Annotated in this window: 21 protein-coding genes; 5 read left to right on the top strand and 16 right to left on the bottom strand. The window is 38.3% G+C overall.

Annotated elements, in window-relative coordinates:
- The first annotated feature begins 6 nt into the window (after window positions 1-6).
- The 4 genes from ABJ974_RS07945 to ABJ974_RS07960 are packed head-to-tail and all read left to right on the top strand — an operon-like array spanning window position 7 to window position 2756.
- On the top strand, window positions 7-990 hold the full coding sequence (locus tag ABJ974_RS07945; RefSeq protein WP_419870849.1) for an aldo/keto reductase: 984 nt from the start codon (window positions 7-9) through the stop codon (window positions 988-990).
- A gap of 36 nt (window positions 991-1026) precedes the next feature.
- Window positions 1027-1878 (top strand): NAD(P)-dependent oxidoreductase, encoded by an 852-nt coding sequence (locus tag ABJ974_RS07950; protein ID WP_419870850.1) that lies wholly within the window; start codon window positions 1027-1029, stop codon window positions 1876-1878.
- 4 nt (window positions 1879-1882) lie between these two features.
- Entirely contained in the window at window positions 1883-2272 is a 390-nt protein-coding gene (locus ABJ974_RS07955) for a MauE/DoxX family redox-associated membrane protein (protein WP_419870851.1), read from the top strand.
- Window positions 2273-2306: 34 nt separating this feature from the next.
- On the top strand, window positions 2307-2756 hold the full coding sequence (locus ABJ974_RS07960; RefSeq protein ID WP_419870852.1) for a PPC domain-containing DNA-binding protein: 450 nt from the start codon (window positions 2307-2309) through the stop codon (window positions 2754-2756).
- A gap of 62 nt (window positions 2757-2818) precedes the next feature.
- Here ABJ974_RS07960 and ABJ974_RS07965 read toward each other — a convergent pair whose 3' ends face one another.
- Window positions 2819-3643 carry a tyrosine-protein phosphatase gene (locus tag ABJ974_RS07965; protein ID WP_419870853.1) on the bottom strand — a complete coding sequence of 275 codons (825 nt, stop codon included), beginning with the start codon at window positions 3641-3643 and terminating at the stop codon, window positions 2819-2821.
- Window positions 3644-3909: 266 nt separating this feature from the next.
- Here ABJ974_RS07965 and ABJ974_RS07970 point away from each other — a divergent pair, with 266 nt between their 5' ends.
- Complete coding sequence (locus tag ABJ974_RS07970; protein ID WP_419870854.1) at window positions 3910-4416, top strand: pyridoxamine 5'-phosphate oxidase family protein; 507 nt, start codon at window positions 3910-3912, stop codon at window positions 4414-4416.
- 29 nt (window positions 4417-4445) lie between these two features.
- Here the strand turns inward: ABJ974_RS07970 and ABJ974_RS07975 are convergent, their stop codons facing one another.
- The 15 genes from ABJ974_RS07975 to ABJ974_RS08045 all read right to left on the bottom strand — a co-directional run bounded on the left by ABJ974_RS07975 (window position 4446) and on the right by ABJ974_RS08045 (window position 16544).
- Window positions 4446-4835, bottom strand: coding sequence for a hypothetical protein (locus ABJ974_RS07975; RefSeq protein ID WP_419870855.1), 390 nt, complete (start codon window positions 4833-4835; stop codon window positions 4446-4448).
- Window positions 4836-4844: 9 nt separating this feature from the next.
- Entirely contained in the window at window positions 4845-5501 is a 657-nt protein-coding gene (locus tag ABJ974_RS07980) for a DUF6766 family protein (protein WP_419870856.1), read from the bottom strand.
- A 4-nt stretch (window positions 5502-5505) separates the two neighbouring features.
- The gene (locus tag ABJ974_RS07985) at window positions 5506-7050 is read right to left on the bottom strand and encodes an FAD-dependent oxidoreductase (RefSeq protein ID WP_419870857.1); all 1545 of its coding nucleotides are present in this window, start codon (window positions 7048-7050) and stop codon (window positions 5506-5508) included.
- Between the two features lie 67 nt (window positions 7051-7117).
- Window positions 7118-7264 carry a hypothetical protein gene (locus tag ABJ974_RS07990; RefSeq protein ID WP_419870858.1) on the bottom strand — a complete coding sequence of 49 codons (147 nt, stop codon included), beginning with the start codon at window positions 7262-7264 and terminating at the stop codon, window positions 7118-7120.
- Between the two features lie 31 nt (window positions 7265-7295).
- The gene (locus ABJ974_RS07995; RefSeq protein WP_419870859.1) at window positions 7296-8039 is read right to left on the bottom strand and encodes an SDR family oxidoreductase; all 744 of its coding nucleotides are present in this window, start codon (window positions 8037-8039) and stop codon (window positions 7296-7298) included.
- 18 nt (window positions 8040-8057) lie between these two features.
- Window positions 8058-8855 carry an SDR family NAD(P)-dependent oxidoreductase gene (locus ABJ974_RS08000; protein WP_419870860.1) on the bottom strand — a complete coding sequence of 266 codons (798 nt, stop codon included), beginning with the start codon at window positions 8853-8855 and terminating at the stop codon, window positions 8058-8060.
- 7 nt (window positions 8856-8862) lie between these two features.
- On the bottom strand, window positions 8863-9363 hold the full coding sequence (locus ABJ974_RS08005; protein ID WP_419870861.1) for a CinA family protein: 501 nt from the start codon (window positions 9361-9363) through the stop codon (window positions 8863-8865).
- A gap of 47 nt (window positions 9364-9410) precedes the next feature.
- Complete coding sequence (locus tag ABJ974_RS08010; RefSeq protein WP_419870862.1) at window positions 9411-10577, bottom strand: zinc-dependent alcohol dehydrogenase; 1167 nt, start codon at window positions 10575-10577, stop codon at window positions 9411-9413.
- A gap of 61 nt (window positions 10578-10638) precedes the next feature.
- Window positions 10639-12771 carry a catalase gene (locus ABJ974_RS08015; RefSeq protein ID WP_419870863.1) on the bottom strand — a complete coding sequence of 711 codons (2133 nt, stop codon included), beginning with the start codon at window positions 12769-12771 and terminating at the stop codon, window positions 10639-10641.
- Between the two features lie 58 nt (window positions 12772-12829).
- Complete coding sequence (locus tag ABJ974_RS08020; protein WP_419870864.1) at window positions 12830-13129, bottom strand: hypothetical protein; 300 nt, start codon at window positions 13127-13129, stop codon at window positions 12830-12832.
- A 63-nt stretch (window positions 13130-13192) separates the two neighbouring features.
- Entirely contained in the window at window positions 13193-13780 is a 588-nt protein-coding gene (locus ABJ974_RS08025; protein ID WP_419870865.1) for a YciE/YciF ferroxidase family protein, read from the bottom strand.
- Between the two features lie 71 nt (window positions 13781-13851).
- Window positions 13852-14595 (bottom strand): KGG domain-containing protein, encoded by a 744-nt coding sequence (locus tag ABJ974_RS08030; protein ID WP_419870866.1) that lies wholly within the window; start codon window positions 14593-14595, stop codon window positions 13852-13854.
- A gap of 191 nt (window positions 14596-14786) precedes the next feature.
- On the bottom strand, window positions 14787-15401 hold the full coding sequence (locus ABJ974_RS08035; protein ID WP_419870867.1) for a Crp/Fnr family transcriptional regulator: 615 nt from the start codon (window positions 15399-15401) through the stop codon (window positions 14787-14789).
- 10 nt (window positions 15402-15411) lie between these two features.
- Window positions 15412-16008 (bottom strand): Crp/Fnr family transcriptional regulator, encoded by a 597-nt coding sequence (locus ABJ974_RS08040; RefSeq protein WP_419870868.1) that lies wholly within the window; start codon window positions 16006-16008, stop codon window positions 15412-15414.
- Between the two features lie 308 nt (window positions 16009-16316).
- Window positions 16317-16544 (bottom strand): hypothetical protein, encoded by a 228-nt coding sequence (locus ABJ974_RS08045; RefSeq protein WP_419870869.1) that lies wholly within the window; start codon window positions 16542-16544, stop codon window positions 16317-16319.
- Between the last annotated feature and the right edge of the window lie 107 nt (window positions 16545-16651).

Consider the following 16651-nt stretch of genomic DNA (forward strand, 5'->3'; position numbering starts at 1 on the left):
AATACAATGGAATTTAGAAAATTAGGAAACAGTGAGTTGGAAGTATCAGCAATTACATTCGGAGCGTGGGCTGCCGGAGGATGGATGTGGGGAAGCACGGACAGAAAAGATGCGGTGGAAGCTATTAAGGCATCCTATGATGTTGGAGTAACCTCTATTGATACGGCTCCTATTTACGGACAGGGAACCAGTGAAGAAATCGTGGGAGAAGCCATTAAAGGAATTTCCAGGGATAAGGTTCAGATTCTGACTAAGTTCGGAATGCGTTGGGACCTGCCTAAAGGAGATTTTGCCATGCATAGCCAGGACAACAACGGAAATGCTATCGATGTATATAAATATGCAGGAAAAGAAAGTATCATCTATGAATGCGAACAGAGCTTAAAAAGGCTCGGAACGGATTATATCGATCTTTATCAGATCCACTGGCCGGATTCTACAACTCCGCTTGATGAAACTTTTGAAGCGGTTTCCCAGCTCATTCAGCAGGGAAAAGTAAGATTTGCCGGAGTTTGTAACTATAATGCGGCACAGATGGCAGAAGCTGAAAAAACACTTCCTCTGGTTTCCAACCAGATTCCTTTCAGTATGGTTAACCGTGGCATTGAAGAGGAAACAGTACCTTACTGTATTGAACATCATAAGTCCATTCTTGCTTACAGTCCGTTGGAAAGAGGTCTTCTAACCGGAAAAATTCATCCGGGATATCAGTTTCAGGATGGAGACCACAGGGCTAAGCTCCCTCATTTTCAACCTGAATTTGTGGAAAAAACCAATCAGCTTTTAGATAAAATTAAACCTATTGCTGAAAAATATAATGCAAGCTTAGGACAGCTGGTTTTAAGATGGACCATTGAAAGACCCGGAATAACGATTGCTTTGGCGGGGGCAAGAAATGCTTCCCAGGCAGTGCAGAATGCCGATGCTATCCGTATCCAGCTAAGTCCGGAAGAACTGGCTGATATTAATAACTTGGTGAACCATTTTTAATCTGTCAGCCAATACAAAATTTAAAAAAACAAGCAAATGAATAAAGAAAAAATTGGCTTTATAGGATTGGGAAATATGGGACATCCTATGGCTAAAAACCTGGAAAAAGCAGGTTTCCCTTTATCCGTCTATAACAGATCACCTGAGAAGGCGGCAGATTTTAAATCTCTTTCCACGGTTTACTCCAGTGTAAAGGAATTGGTGGAAAACAGTGATGTTATTTTCACCATGCTTACGAATGACCAGGCTGTAAAAGAGGTTTATGAAGAGATTATTCCCCTTAATATTCAGGGAAAACTATTTGTGGATATGAGTACGGTTTCTCAGGAAGCCACTATAGAAACGGCACAGGCCGTGAAAATAAAGGAAGCTTCTTTTATTGATGCTCCTGTTGCAGGAAGTACCCAGCCCGCTGCGGAAAGTACGCTTATCATTATGGTGGGAGGAGAAACCAAAGATCTTCAGAGAGCGGAACCTTATTTACAGAAATTGGGTAAGAAGGTTAAGCATTTGGGAGAAAACGGAAAAGGTATTGCTGCCAAATTATCGATTAACTATTTTATATCCATGATCTACCAGGGGCTTGCGGAAACCGTTCTGCTTTCTGAGAAATTAGGTATCGAACGTAAAGATATGCTGGAGATCATCAATGAAAGTGCCACAGGAAGCGGAGCCACTAAAGTAAAAACGCCTTTGCTGATCGCTGACCAATATGAACCTGCCTTTGCTTTGGAGCTTATGTTGAAAGATATCCTTTTGGCGCATACAGCCGGTGCGGATTATCCCCTGTCCAAAGTTTTGATAGAAACCTATCAGTCAGCTAAGGATGAGGGATTCGGTAAAGAAGATGTGATCGGGATTATCAATTATCTGAAGAATAAAGCGTAACGATATGAAAGATTTTAAAACAGCTTTTTTCTTTCTGCGTTTGCCTGTTGCTGTTTCACTGGCGGGACATGGGCTCGTAAGGCTGCCTAAACTGGCAGGTTTCAGTGAGTGGATGGTGACCACGATGGAAAAGTCTGTAATTCCCGCGGCTATGATTGTTCCGTTCAGTTATCTGCTGCCGGTACTGGAAGCATTAATTGGTATTGCCTTACTGATCGGATGGAAAATAAAGTATACGCTTTATGCAGGCCTTGCAATGATGGGGGTCCTTATTTTAGGAAGCTGCTCCATTGAAAACTGGTCAGCCATTGAAGCACAATTGCTTCATTCCTTTTATCTGTTCGGGTTGTTCTGGTTTTATCAAAAATATCATCAGGAAAATCATCAGGCTTAAACAATATTTTTAATTTTAATAAATTACACATGTAATGAGTACACAGACTATTAAAGGAGCTCTTTGGACAGCCAGGAAAATAGATCAGACTTATATTGTCAGTATAAAAAATCATTCCGGTATCGTAGAAGCATTAACGGATTTTGTAAATAATCAGAGCATTCAAGCCGGCCAGATCACCGGTATCGGAGCGGTTAATGAAGCTACTTTACGTTTCTTTGATCCTTCTACGAAACAATATGTAGATAAGACTTTCAAAGAACAAATGGAAGTTTCCAATATTTCCGGAAACATTTCAAAAATAGACGGAAAACCTATGCTTCATCTCCACATTACATTGGGCAGAAGGGATTACACAGCTTTGGCAGGACATCTTCTGGATGCTACAATAAGCGGTGCGGGAGAATTCTTTTTCTATCCTCTGGATGCGGATATCATCAAAACCAGGGACGAAGAGTTTGGCTTAAACTTTTATGATTTGTAAAAATAAAAAACTGTCTGCAAAAAAGCAGGCAGTTTTTTTAAATCTAACTAAGTATTATTTCTTTATCGGGTGTATTTTTGTTTCAGGATATCAATTTCTTTGGGACCTATTCCCATTTCTACCTGAAAGAAGTTTTCAATACTGCCGTATTTATTTTCTATGGCTCCAAAAAATGTTCGGATAAGCTCCGGTCTCAGTTCCATTTGTTTTTTTAACTCTTCATTGTTTATTCCTGTTATTTTTGAAAGTCCGGTATAAGTCTTCAGTAAATTAGGATTTTTAGCAAGGTAAAAATTGGAGGCCACATAATCCTGTTCTATTATATCCTGTGGAACATCCAAAATTTTAAGGAATAAAGCAGCAGCCATTCCCGTTCTGTCTCTTCCTCCTGTACAATGGAACAGCAATGCTTCATCCGGCTGTAAGGTAAGAAGTTTTACAAATAAAGACCTGTACCTTTCCCCGAAGTATGGTAAGCCTTCTTTTCCATACATATCGGTCAGAAAGTTTTTATCTTTAATTAATTTAGCTATATCCTGAGCTGTCGGAAGATCATTGCTTCCTGCCGGACATAGAAGATAATTGGTGTTCTGGGGAAGACGGTCTTGTGCCTTTTTAGCTTCTTCCACCCCACGGAAATCCACTACGGTTGTGATATTCCTGTCCTGAAAAGTCTGCAAGTCCTTATCCGATAACTTGCTGAGTGCATCACTCCGGTATACACTTCCCAATACTACTTCTTTACCATCTTTGGTTTTATAACCGCCGGTGTCCCGGAAGTTATAGGCACCATCCATTTTTACCACTCTGCGAAGAATGTCACTGATTTGTGCATTGGATGTTGAGCCCAGAGTCAACATAACTGCCATTAATAATAATTTTTTCATGTATCTAATTTAAAATATTTACCGGCGATTTCCTAATTCTATTTTTTCAGACTTTATTTTAAAGATATAATGGAACAATAATACCTAAATGTTACATAAATTTTTGGAGGAGTACGGGAAATTCGTTTAAAAAATTCTATAAAGGATGTCTTTGATTATTTTATTAGCTTACATAATAATTTTTGGTTGGATTTTTGAAGTATAAATACGGTATTCAATTTGAATATCTAATTTCTTTAATAAAATCACCTTAAAATATTAATATTATGTCAACACAAAATCTTACCCACCTCGAAGCTATTAAAAAAATAAAGGAACTGTCGGAAGCGGCCAGAATCTGCATGTTTTGTACGGAGCTGGATAAAATCCCTGTAAACTCCCGTCCTATGACGTTACAGGAAACGGATGAGAGTGGAAACCTCTGGTTCATAAGCAGCGATACGAGTAACAAGAATTTTGAGATCAAGGAAGACCGGAGGGTTCAGCTTTTCTTTATGAATAACGGAGATTCCCAATACCTTTCCGTATATGGAGAAGCCTCTGTTTATAAAGATAAAACAACTATTGAAGAAAAGTGGTCAGCCATGGCCAATGCATGGTTTGACGGAAAAGATGACCCGAATGTTTCTATTATCCGTGTAGAGCCTAAAGAAACGTATTATTGGGACACTAAGGCTGGAAAACTCGTGAGCTTATTAAGTTTTGTGGCAGCTGCCATAAGCGGGAATAAAACCAATAATTCAGACGGTGTAGAAGGTAACGCTGTAATATAATCGCAGCATCCTTTTAAAATAAATACAAATCAGGTATTTTTTACCTGATTTGTGCTTTTATTCATATGATAGATAAGGTAAGAAAGCCAATAAATGAAAAAACAGAGTTCAATAATAAAGTCCAGGAAATAGACCCATTTCAGGGTGCCCTGCAAATAATAATAGAGATCTATAATGGCCAGTCCTATGGAGCATATACTTCCGATAAGCGCATGGATAGGTAATATCCTTTTGCAAAAAGCAATATAAAAGAACAAAAAGCTGTACGACAGCAAAAGTACCGCAACTGTTTTCACCAGCCAGATATCTGTTTTGTCACCTGTTACTTCCAGAAAGCTTTTAAGGTGTATCAATGGCCAGACAGAGGTAATCAGGTAATATATTCCCTGTAATAACGGGATGAAATTCAGTTTTTTCATAACGGTATTCTATGGATTTTCATCATTCGGCATATCCACAGGCTTAGATTCCGGAGAACCTTTTTCTCTGAGCCAGATGGATAGGATGACCAGTGAGGCTACGGCAAGAAATTCGCTCTGCCAGTTCTGAAAAGATTCAAACCAAAACCGGGATTCTGTAGCATATTCCCACATCCGTGCAGGAATTTTATCCTTTGCCATTTCCTCCGTTTTGAAATCTTTATAGCTTCCATAAAAATGTAATAGAAAACTGGCCAGAAATAAAACTCCAAAAGCAATAGACAAGGAGTGTTTATAGACTTTCAGCCATATTCCTCCTTTTTTTACAGGCCATGGGGCATTAGGATGGTTTTGAGGTTCCCTGTCCACATCTTCTTTTCCTTCCAGGGATTTGGACTCGCTGGATCCTTTTTGTCGTAGGGAAATGGTAAGTAGAACGTAGAGCATCATCTGCAGAAATTCACTTTCCCAGTTTTCAAAGGTGGCCTGAATAAAATGACCGCTATGTAAATATTCCCCTAAGCTGAGCAGCTTCTCTCCTTCTTCTGCCAATTCTTTATTTTCTGTACGCCAGCCTGTTAAGACCTGTCCGAAAAGACAGACTATCATCAAGGTAATTAATACAATACTAAGGCTGTTGCGGTATATAAAACTTTTTTTTGACATGTCATCAGGATTTAGAGTTGGACAATAATTCGTCTGTATCCAGATCTAATCTTTCTAAATTTTTTACAGCAGGAGCATTAAGGACATCACCATTAATGTTGTATCTGGAACCGTGACATGGGCAATCCCATGTTTTTTCTGCACCATTCCAGTGGACTTCGCAATGGGTATGGGTACAGGAGCTTTTAAGAACATGAAGCTTTTGATTCGGTTCCTTGTAAATGGCAAATGATTCATTCTTATATTTTACAACCCTGCCTTCTCCATCTTTTATATCGGATAGGGAGTTGAGTTTTTTGATGAAAAGTTTATCTTTCACAAAATTGAATACGACATCGGTTTCTTCTTTTATGAAATTATCAAACCCTGAAACCGGCTTTATACGTTGAGGATTAAATAATTTTCTGTATTCACTGTCCCCTCTTATGATAAGATCACTCAGAACTTTAGAAGTAATGCTTCCATAGATCATCCCATTTCCCCTGAAACCGGTAGATGCAAACACTTTTTCCTTTCCTCCCTGCATTTTTCCTATATAGGGCAATCCGTCGATAGGCTCAAAATACTGGCTGGACCAGCTGTTCACAATTTCATCCACATCGAAATGAGTCCGTACATATTTCTCCAGCCTTGCAAAGTATTGTTCCGTATCTTTTCCGTGTCCGGATTTATGATCTTCTCCCCCGGCTATGAGAAACTGTTGGTCTTCCTGCTCATAAAGGCGGTAGTACCTGTAAGGTTCATTAAGGTCATAGCCTAAAACGTTGGGGTACTCCTCGTTCTTCAAAGTGAAGGCTATTGCATAGCTACGGTAAGGAGCGTTCATAAGATGAAGTGAATTGACACCGGGTGGAATATGAGTGGCATACACCAGGAAATCAGCTGTGAATGTACCTTGGGTGGTATGGATGATTACTTCATTATCTTTGATGGTATGTTTTTCACAACGGCAGCCTTCCCGTATAGTTCCGCCTTTCTGTATAAAAGCTTCACAAAGTCCGTTAATATACTTTATAGGGTGAAACTGAGCCTGATCTTTTATGAAGACCGCTTTTTTAAAGGGAATTGGAAAAGGAATATCGTAAATGAAATTCATGCTGTGCCCTACTTTGGCACTTCCTTTTACCATGTCTTCCAGCTCTTTTTCCTGGTTTTCATCCAAAGCAAAGAGGTAAGCGTATTTATATTGAAAATCACAGTCAATATTATATTGTTGTACATTGGTATCAATAATATGGATTGCTTCTTTGGCGGCTTTATGTAAGAGTTTAGCTTTAGCCAATCCAAACTTTTTGATGACCTCGTAATAAGGTGTATCAAAAAAATCATTTAAATGAGCAGTAGTTCCACCGGTAGTTCCAAAACCTATATTGGAAGCTTCCAGTAACAGGCATTTCTTTCCTTCAGACTGGAGTTGTAAAGCTGTACTTACTCCGGTAATTCCTCCCCCTACGATAATGACTTCAAACTTCCGGTCCGGACCTGCTCCGTCAGGGAATCTTTTAATTTCCTCCTGCCATATACTTTTTTTTGCACCATCTCTATTCATAAGCATAATTTTAATATTAATAATTACTACAACAGAAAGTCGATCGCAGAAGAAGAACAGCTCAGTATTACTGAATACTTAAGCTGTCACTTTCCGTAGAATTGTTTTTATTTTGATTTCTTTGGGTCTCCGGTTCATCACTTTCCAGATCGCATTTGCATGAGGTGAAGCTGAACAGGGTAAGTAAGCCCAGAATAATAGTTGTTGTTTTCATAATCATAATCTTTATTTTATTCTATTTTAACCTAACCGTTTACGATAAGGCCTCCATTAGGGTGAAGAACCTGTCCTGTAATTTGTGCAGCCGCATCGGTAGCTAAAAATAAAAAGCTGGTGGCCACCTCTTCTGGTGTTGCATTTCTTTTGAAAGGAGGTTTGTTCGGGTCTTCCTCTTCTTCCCCGAAGGTTTCTTTGGTAAGAGGTGTGGCAACAGGGCCCGGAGCTACTGCATTGATCCTGATACCTTTTGGTTTTGCCTGTAAAGCCAGGGAACGGGTAAAAGAGACAATGGCTCCTTTTGTAGCTGAATAATCAAGTAACTCCGCATGCCCCTGATAGGCTACAGCGGAAGTGGTATTGATTACAGAGCTTCCCATTTTAAGATAAGGAAATACTATTTTGGTAAGTAAGATCATCCCTACGATATTGGAATCAAAAGTTTTACGGATATTTTCTTCTTCCAGTTTTTCAATATTATCGGAAGGAAACTGTACTCCGGCATTGTTGATGAGGATATCAATTCCCTCAAAGTCTTTAATGACCTGCTGTACGGTTTGTTCACAGAATTCATAATCATTGATGTCTCCTGAGAAAATGATACATTTCCGTCCTAAATTTTCAATTTCTTTTTTGGTGGTTTGGGCACTTTCATCATCTTCATAATAAATAATAGCAATGTTAGCGCCTTCTTCGGCAAAAAGTAAAGCGGTGGCTTTTCCAATTCCGCTGTCTGCGCCTGTAATAAGAACCGATTTGTTTTGTAATTGCATATTCTTCATAGTTTAAAATTATTTTTCATCTACGGGTTTTTGCATTTCTGCCATTCTGTGGGCGGCCATATTATCTGTTGACAGATTGGACATTGCCACGGTAAGCTTATTTTTGATCCCGGAAATTATTTTGTCATCATTATTCATGAGGGCATTATAACCGTCTGCTGCTACCTCTTCCGCTGAAGCAAGATCATTTTTATCCTCTACAATTTTGCTTCTGTTCATTCCTGCTTTATTAAAAAAGTCGGTATCAGTAGGACCTGGTAACAGTGCAGTTACTGTAATTCCTGAATCTTTTAATTCTTCACGGATGGCTTCAGACCAGGATAAAATAAAAGCTTTTGTACCATGATAAACGGAATGCCAAGGACCAGGAGCTTTACTGGCTATGGAGGCCAGATTAAGTATTTTTCCCGATCCTTTTGGCAGTCTGTCTCTTAAAAATAATTTTGTTAATATGATGACTGAAATGATATTAAGATTAATGAGGTCTACTTCACGATGAATATCCGTATTCTGGAATAATCCGTAAAGTCCCTGCCCTGCATCATTTACTAAAATTTCAGGGCTGATCCCGTTGAGTTTTAAATCTGCATATAAAGAGTAAACTTCTTCGTTCTGAAATAAATTTTTTGAAATCGGAATTACATTCACTCCATAGCTTTTAAATTCTTCTGCCTTTTTTTTCAATTCTTCATGATTTCTGGAAACGATAACCAGATCATAACCGTTTTGGGCAAATTTTTTTGCTAGTTCATATCCTATTCCGCTGGTAGCTCCAGTAATGAGGGCATAGGGATTCTTATTTTCCATAATTTGATTATTTTGTTATTAACTGCTTATTCATTTCACTTTTAAAGCACCCCAAAATAAATTCAGTATAATATAGCTGGGCATTTAGGGCTTGTGTTTTGGGGTGCAGTTCAAGTTTTTTTGAAAGAATAATCTCGTTTTTATAACTGAAAGAGAAATAACAAAAAAGTCTATAATTGGAATGGCGTATAGGTGTTGAATATCCCGTGATGGCAATAGACCAGTCGGTTTCAAACAGCTTTGCCACATTTAATGCCATATTATCCGCAATATTCTGGGAAACACAGTTGCATTCCTGGGCTTCTTTTTCATCAATATTCAGAAGCTGAACTTTCTGAGGAAGCGTATAAGCGGTGACTCCTCCCCGATAAAACAGTGAAGCATTTGGCATCTGTGAAAAAGCCAGCTGTAAAAAGCCGGAAGTTACACTTTCAGCTATGGAAATGGTTTCATCCGTTGTAAGCAGAGAGTGGCTGATATATTCCAGAGTACTTTTTTGAAATTCCATGATTGATTAGTTTAAAATAAATTAATATCTTGAAGGTTGATTAGTTTTTATTTCCATGGATCAAGGACTACCTTTACACATCCGTCCTCCTTTTTGTCAAATATCTCATAGCCCTTGGCTACTTCATCCAGCGAGAGACGGTGGGTAATGATGTCATCCAGTTTTACCTGTCCGCTTTCTACATATTTTAAAAGCTTGTCAATAATGGTGTGTACCGGGCACTGTCCGGCTCTGAGCGTAATTCCTTTGTCGAATATCTGACCTACTTTGAAGTTGTCATAATTCACAGGATAAACGCCGAGTACGGAAACTATTCCACCACGTCTTACCCCACTCATGCAGGCTTCCAAAACTTTAATAGATCCTTTTTCAAAATTGAGTAAAGCTTTTGCTCTGTCTGCAAAATTTCTTTCGGGCTCGAATCCTACGGCATCAATGCATAGATCGGCTCCCCTGCCGTCGGTCATATCCCGTAATTGTTCTATGGTGCTGTCGGCATCTTCCCATAAGATGGTTTCACAACCCGTCAGATTTTTTATTTGATCGAGACGGTATTGTAAGGTGTCGATGACGATGATTTTCCCTGCATTATGAAGAACGGCACTTTTTACAGCCATGGAACCTACAGGACCGGCTCCGAAAATAGCAACAGTTTCCCCTCCTTTCAGGTCCCCCCACATAACACCGGTATAGCCTGTTGGAAAAATATCTGTTAAAAATAAAGCTTGTTCGTCCGTAAGATTTTCAGGTACTTTTCTCGGTCCGAAATTAGCATAGGGAACTCGCACATATTGTGCCTGTCCACCGTTATATGCACCGTACAGGTCAGTATATCCGAACATTCCTCCTCCTTTTTCGGTCAGGATTCCTCCTTCAGGTCCATAGTATTCAGGGTTACTGTTTTCACAGGCGGTAGGAAGGTCATGCTGACAAAAATAGCATCCCCCACATGCTACGGGAAAAGGTACTACTACCCGGTCCCCTTTTTTGAGATGGGTGATATTAATTCCCGTATCTTCTACAATACCCATGAATTCATGTCCCATCACCATCGGCCGGAGCTGGGGGATTCCTCCTGAATACATATGCAGATCGCTACCGCAAATTGCTGTGGATGTTACTTTTAAAATAATGTCGTTGGGATCCTGTATGATCGGATCTTCTACTTGATCACAAGTGATTTTTCCGGGAGAATGAAAAACAGCGGCTTTCATAATTTTATATTTTTGGTGTGTTGGTGTATGTTTAAGTGATAGTGGTGTGAAAAGCTATTTTTTATGAATTCCTTTCTTTTTCAAGCTCCCATACTCTGTGTTGAGCAATGGCTTTAATAAACTTGTCTCCGCCATTCTGATCCGATGCAGTTACTATTGCAGGATCTTCGTGCTTTTTATAAGCTACATTGCTGCTTTTATACAGGGTGTCCGTACCTTCCCCGAAATAAATAGTTTTACAATGCTTATAAGCTTCATTGATGAAATGTAAGGTAAGATGTTTGTTCTCAGGAGCGGATAATTCTTTAGTAGAATCTTCACCCGGACAAATATACAAGGCATCAAAACATACACTGGCGGTACTTGTCAAGGAATGCTGAGGAGTAAGGGTATCTCCGTTATTGGTTTTTACCGGAGCCATGCTTGTGGCTATGATTTGTACGCGGGCTCCCTGTTCTTCGATTTTGCTTTTTAATTGTGAAACCTGATCTGCATCTACTCCATTCCCCATAATAAATCCGATAACACGGCTTGCAATTGTATTTTTTACTGTATTCTGCATACTCAAAGCTTCGGAAATTTTTGTTTTAGGTTCAATTTCTTTGCTTTGAAGATCTTTTGGATCACTGTCTGCGGGAATACTCTGATTAGGCATATCTAATTTTTTTGCTTCCAAACCTAGTTTTTCAGCAACTCTCCACGCTAAGGTCATGTCAATATAAGTTAACTGTCCTACTACTCTTTCCCGGATGTGAGGCATGGTAACTTTTGATAACTCGAAAATAAGCGCATTCTGAAGGTGGATCTTTTCAGGGGTAGATTGGCTGTTATAGAATAATTTAGCCTGAGAATAATGATCTACAAAGCTTTTACTTCTTTCTCTTACTTTCTGCCCGGAAACTTTCTCCTGGTGGGAAGCAAAACCGCCATCTTTAATCATAGACTGGAAAGGACATCCCTGAGCTATGGAATTAGGCTCATAGCTTACTTTTCCTTTTACAATCTGCTGTCTCATATGACCATCCCGCTGATTATTATGAACCGTATTGATGGATCTGTTAATTGGTATTTCATGGAAATTAGGAGAACCTAATCTTGAAAGCTGTGTATCAGTATATGAAAATAATCTTCCCTGTAATAATGGATCATTGCTGAAATCTATGCCGGGTACCAGATGTCCTGGATGAAAGGCTACCTGTTCAGTTTCTGCAAAGAAATTATCAGGATTTTTATTAAGTGTCAACGTCCCTACAATTTCTACGGGAACCTCTTCTTCAGGAACTATTTTAGTAGGATCCAGAAGGTCAAAATCAAATTTATGCTCATCTTCTTCAGGAATAAGCTGTACTCCGAATTCCCATTCCGGAAAGCTTTTATTTTCAATGGAATCCCATAAATCCCTTCTGAGGAAGTCCGGATCTACACCTGAAATTTTCTGAGCTTCATCCCATGCTACGGAGTGAACACCTAATTTAGGTTTGAAGTGGAATTTTACAAAATGTGATTTTCCTTCTTCATTAATGAATTTAAATGAATGAACGCCAAAACCTTCCATCATGCTGAAACTTCTCGGAATAGCCCTGTCACTCATCAGCCACATAATCATATGCATACTTTCAGGCATCAGAGAGATAAAATCCCAAAACGTATCATGGGCAGATGCTGCCTGGGGAATTTCGTTATCCGGTTCAGGTTTTACGGCATGGACCAGGTCAGGGAATTTAATGGCATCCTGAATAAAGAACACCGGCATATTGTTGGCCACCAGGTCATAATTTCCTTCTTCCGTATAAAATTTCACGGCAAAACCTCTCACATCTCTGGGAAGATCTGTACTTCCCCTGCTTCCCGCCACGGTAGAGAACCTTACGAAAACGGGAGTTTCCTTACCTACTTCCGTTAAAAATTTGGCGGTGGTAACATGTCCGAGGCTTTTGGTGAGCTTAAATACTCCATGGGCACCGGAACCTCTTGCATGAACAATTCTTTCAGGAATTCTTTCATGGTCAAAGTGGGTAATTTTTTCTCTTAAAATAAAGTCCTCCAGTAAAGTGGGTCCTCTGTTTCCTGCTTTTAGGGAATCCTGGTTGTTATTGATTTTGAGACCCTGATTGGTGGTTAGTTCCGTGTTTTCATTAGAAGTGCTTAATGTTTCTAACTGCTCTGTTTTTTTGTTGGGTTCATTCTTTTTCATATCAGAATTTTTTTAATGGTGATTTATAAAATTGAATAAGAGCTGTAATAGTCCGTATTCAGTCTTCAATTTTTATATACTTTTCAAAATAGTGAAAATCCTCCCTGTTTTTGATGGAGAGGTAAAACATGATTTGTATGGGTTCTTCTTTCCCAATACTGCTCATGTTTTCAAATTCGGCAATAAGTGCCTGGACTTTTGCAAGTTTTAGCTTTTTCAGGACTACAAAAAGAAGAAAGATGTTTTCTTTGATTTCTTTTGCATAAATGGAAGTTCCTTTTTCAAACCAGCCACCGGTATTATTGATTTTAATGAAATTTTCAGATTTTAATGAATTTAATATTTTTTGACAGTCCATTTCGAGTTTTCATGGTTTTAAAAATAAGCCATACAGAAGCTCTATATGGCTTAATATATTGGATCAGTCTTCTTGTTCTGCATCAAAATTAATTGATACTTCTGCTATTTCCGTAAGCAAATAGTCGGTTTCCTCCTCTTCCTGAAGTGTTTTTTCCAGTAAATCTGCGACTTTATCGTGTCCCATAGTAATGGCAAGCTGAGCCAGCCCTCCATAGGTGGCGATTTCATAATGTTCTACTTTTTGAGCAGCAATGATAAGGGCTGCATCACGGGTCATAGAACCTTCCTTAGTGGATTTAATCACTTCTTCACCCTCCTTGATGATTCCTTTTATGGCTTCACATTCTTTTTTCTGAGGCTGTTCATCAATCAGTTTGAAAACCTTTTCTAAACGGCTTACATGCTTTTTGGTTTGAAGCTGGTGATCTTCAAAAGCATCTTTTAATTCTTCCGTAGTACTAGCTTCCTGCATTTTTTCCAGGGCATCAATAATGGCATTTTCTGCGTAATAAATGTCTTTAAGGGCATCTACAAAGAATTTGTGAAGGGGAGCATTTTTCATCTCCTTTTTGTTGACACTGGCGTTGTCTACAGTCGTTTTCTTTTCCGTCGCTGTAGCAGTGGTATTTTCAGTTGTTTTATTTGGCATGATTAGTGGTGTTTTTAAAATTAAAAAGGCTACCCCTCTACTTTTAGATAAAGAGGCAGCCATATAAAGAATTATGAATTACGTCTGCCTCCGAATCCGGATCTTCCGGAACCTGAGGATCTGCCTCCACCATGGGAAGCCTGGCCTCCCATACGGGCAATTCTCGTACGCTCTGCTTTACTCATAGAAGCAAAACCTCTTCTTGATGTTCCAGATCCAGATCCTGATCCTGAATCTCTACTTGAGCTATTTCCACCGGATCTTCCTGAATTACCGGAACCTCTTGAACCTGATCTGCCGCTATTGGAATTGGATGATCTGCCTCCACCATGAGAAGCCTGGCCTCCCATACGGGCAATTCTTGTACGTTCAGCTTTGCTCATAGAAGCAAAACCTCTTCTGGATGTCCCATTGGATGAAGAAGACTGTCTGGAATTACCACGTGAGTTCCCTCTTCCGGAGCTTCCTGATGTAAATCTTCCCTGGTTATCTCTTTGCTGGTTTCCACCTCTTCCTCTTGAACCTGAACTTCGGCCTCTGCCTCTGTTGTCATCGTCATCATCGTCATCTTCCTCGCTATCATAATCATCGTAGTCATCATATTCTTCCTCATCATCATAATCCTCGTCATCATTGTTGTCATATTCATCATAATAATCCTCAAATTCTGAGAAATCATCGTCATAATCTTCATCTTGTGAAGCGTCATTGAATCCATGGTCGTAACCTAATTGATAAACTTCTTCCAAAGTTGATCCCGAACCTTGAGAAGAATTGCTCCTCGAACTACGATTGTTTGAATTTCTAGTGTTCATAACTAACTGTTTTTGTAATTAATATTAAGTGATGTTTTTGGTATTGAAGTCTTAACTAGTATCGACGACAATAGTTATATTTTGATTGGCAAAATTAAATGCTGCTTATATAAAATTCCTTGAAGGTATCATGAAAATTAATACCACAAAGCTAGTGTAAAATAATTCACAGTCTTATGACTTGAATCATATCAGTACAAAATTTTGCGGTTTTCTATTTTTAAAAGATTTGAATTCTCCATTTTTTTCAATGTTCTGATTACTGTTTCTACCCTAAGACCCGTAAAGTCAGCAATTTGCTGTCTTGTCAACGGAATCTGGAAAGCAAAAGCATCTACTTCCTGCTGGGAGCTTTTCAGATAGTCGATTAAAGCTTTAATTCTTACCATGGGATTATGAGAAGCAATATGCTGAATCATAATCAGTTTAAAATATATTTGCTGCGAAAAGCTGTAATTCATCTGGGTAGAGATGGAAGGATGGTCATTCATCATTTCCAAAAAGTTACTTTTAGGAACCCTCATCACTTCAGTAGCAACCAGTGTTTCAGCATTTATGGGGTACGCTTTATCCAGAAAAATCAGTGCTTCTCCAAAACTTTGTTCTTCGTTTAAGATATTGTGAATAAACTCTTTCCCCTCTTCATTGTAATTGTTTAGTTTCACAATACCCTTTATAATCTGAAAGTAATAGAGGGGCATATCTCCTTCACTGAAAATCAATTCGGAAGTTTTATATAATTTACTTTCTCCTCCATACGAATTGAGTATTTTTTCGTCAATACTCATACCACTTGCAACCTCCATATCTTCTGTTTCAGTACATTATTTTTCTGTTTTCAATACGGAGCACATGATCCCTTTCCATGGTTTTGATTGTTCTGATAGCAGTTTCAACACAAATACCTATGATGCTGGCGAGCTGCTGTCTGGTAAGTGGAATCTGAAAGGAATAAGGTTCTTTTTTGTGCTGAAAACTTTTGAGATAATCCAGCAGAGCTTTTATTTTAACAGCCGGATTCTGTGTTTGTATATTTTGTGTCATAATCAGCTTAAAATACAGTCGCTGAGAAAGACATTTATTCATATCCATGCAAATCTGCGGATAACATTGAAGTAAGGTGAAAAAATCAGATTTTGATAATCTTAAAACTCTACAGTTGGTAAGTGTTATCGCGTTCATTGGAGATGGCCTGTCCATAAATAATAAAGACTCTCCTATACTTTGCCCTTCATCCAAAATATTCTGGATAAGTTCTTTTCCCTCTTCATTGTAACTGTTTAGTTTTACTTTTCCGGTAACAATCTGGAAATAAAAAGAAGGCTGATCTCCTTCGTTAAAAATTATTTCCGAGGGAAAATATTCTTTGATTTCTGCTCCCATAGAATGCAAAATCTCTTCATTAATAATCATAATAGTTAGTTTTTTATTTTTTTAATGTATAGCTTGCATCAACTTAGTAAAAAATAAATGCTAAACCACCTGTTAGATAGAGAAGCAAATGTTGCACCGTACTGCTTAATTAAAAGTTAAAAAAAGTTAATTGTATAATTATTTTTAATTATATTTAAAAATAATATAAGTATTTATTTTATTAAATGTGTATTGTTTATGTATAATTTACAATATATAAATAAAATATAATTGCATTGACAAAATATTATTGCAATGCAATTATATAATCAGCGATGTATGTTGGAATATTGAGTTCTTTAAATGAATTATCTTGTATTTCGAACAGAATCTGTTCTGTTGGCAGTTGTATCTGCCGGCATAGAATTGGTAGTCGTTGCCGTGTCCGAAGATACAGGAGGTACTGTTGTCATAGTGCTATCCGTTGTAACGGTAGTATCTATGCTATCAGTAGTTGTTGTTTGAGTTTGTGGTTCTTTTGTACAGCTCAGGAGTAGAAATCCTCCGATAAGACTTAGTGATAAGATGATTTTCATAATATTTTTTTTGGTGTGCTTCAAAGATAGACAAGTATCTATTCCTGTTCTTATGACTCAAATCATAATTTGTACAAATCCCTAATTAATCTTTTTTACTCCCTAAT

The organism is Chryseobacterium sp. CT-SW4, assembly GCF_048572715.1.
In the GTDB taxonomy this organism is placed as follows: Bacteria; Bacteroidota; Bacteroidia; order Flavobacteriales; family Weeksellaceae; genus Chryseobacterium.

Coding starts and splice junctions, on each gene's coding strand:
- ABJ974_RS07975 (WP_419870855.1), bottom strand. CDS start 4,835: ATGAAAAAACTGAATTTCATCCCGTTATTACAGGGAATATATTACCTG.
- ABJ974_RS07960 (WP_419870852.1), top strand. CDS start 2,307: ATGAGTACACAGACTATTAAAGGAGCTCTTTGGACAGCCAGGAAAATA.
- ABJ974_RS07950 (WP_419870850.1), top strand. CDS start 1,027: ATGAATAAAGAAAAAATTGGCTTTATAGGATTGGGAAATATGGGACAT.
- ABJ974_RS07955 (WP_419870851.1), top strand. CDS start 1,883: ATGAAAGATTTTAAAACAGCTTTTTTCTTTCTGCGTTTGCCTGTTGCT.
- ABJ974_RS07990 (WP_419870858.1), bottom strand. CDS start 7,264: ATGAAAACAACAACTATTATTCTGGGCTTACTTACCCTGTTCAGCTTC.
- ABJ974_RS08040 (WP_419870868.1), bottom strand. CDS start 16,008: ATGATTATTAATGAAGAGATTTTGCATTCTATGGGAGCAGAAATCAAA.
- ABJ974_RS08015 (WP_419870863.1), bottom strand. CDS start 12,771: ATGAAAAAGAATGAACCCAACAAAAAAACAGAGCAGTTAGAAACATTA.
- ABJ974_RS08020 (WP_419870864.1), bottom strand. CDS start 13,129: ATGGACTGTCAAAAAATATTAAATTCATTAAAATCTGAAAATTTCATT.
- ABJ974_RS08035 (WP_419870867.1), bottom strand. CDS start 15,401: ATGGAGGTTGCAAGTGGTATGAGTATTGACGAAAAAATACTCAATTCG.
- ABJ974_RS07995 (WP_419870859.1), bottom strand. CDS start 8,039: ATGCAATTACAAAACAAATCGGTTCTTATTACAGGCGCAGACAGCGGA.
- ABJ974_RS07945 (WP_419870849.1), top strand. CDS start 7: ATGGAATTTAGAAAATTAGGAAACAGTGAGTTGGAAGTATCAGCAATT.
- ABJ974_RS08000 (WP_419870860.1), bottom strand. CDS start 8,855: ATGGAAAATAAGAATCCCTATGCCCTCATTACTGGAGCTACCAGCGGA.
- ABJ974_RS07980 (WP_419870856.1), bottom strand. CDS start 5,501: ATGTCAAAAAAAAGTTTTATATACCGCAACAGCCTTAGTATTGTATTA.
- ABJ974_RS08025 (WP_419870865.1), bottom strand. CDS start 13,780: ATGCCAAATAAAACAACTGAAAATACCACTGCTACAGCGACGGAAAAG.
- ABJ974_RS08030 (WP_419870866.1), bottom strand. CDS start 14,595: ATGAACACTAGAAATTCAAACAATCGTAGTTCGAGGAGCAATTCTTCT.
- ABJ974_RS08045 (WP_419870869.1), bottom strand. CDS start 16,544: ATGAAAATCATCTTATCACTAAGTCTTATCGGAGGATTTCTACTCCTG.
- ABJ974_RS07985 (WP_419870857.1), bottom strand. CDS start 7,050: ATGAATAGAGATGGTGCAAAAAAAAGTATATGGCAGGAGGAAATTAAA.
- ABJ974_RS07970 (WP_419870854.1), top strand. CDS start 3,910: ATGTCAACACAAAATCTTACCCACCTCGAAGCTATTAAAAAAATAAAG.
- ABJ974_RS08005 (WP_419870861.1), bottom strand. CDS start 9,363: ATGGAATTTCAAAAAAGTACTCTGGAATATATCAGCCACTCTCTGCTT.
- ABJ974_RS07965 (WP_419870853.1), bottom strand. CDS start 3,643: ATGAAAAAATTATTATTAATGGCAGTTATGTTGACTCTGGGCTCAACA.
- ABJ974_RS08010 (WP_419870862.1), bottom strand. CDS start 10,577: ATGAAAGCCGCTGTTTTTCATTCTCCCGGAAAAATCACTTGTGATCAA.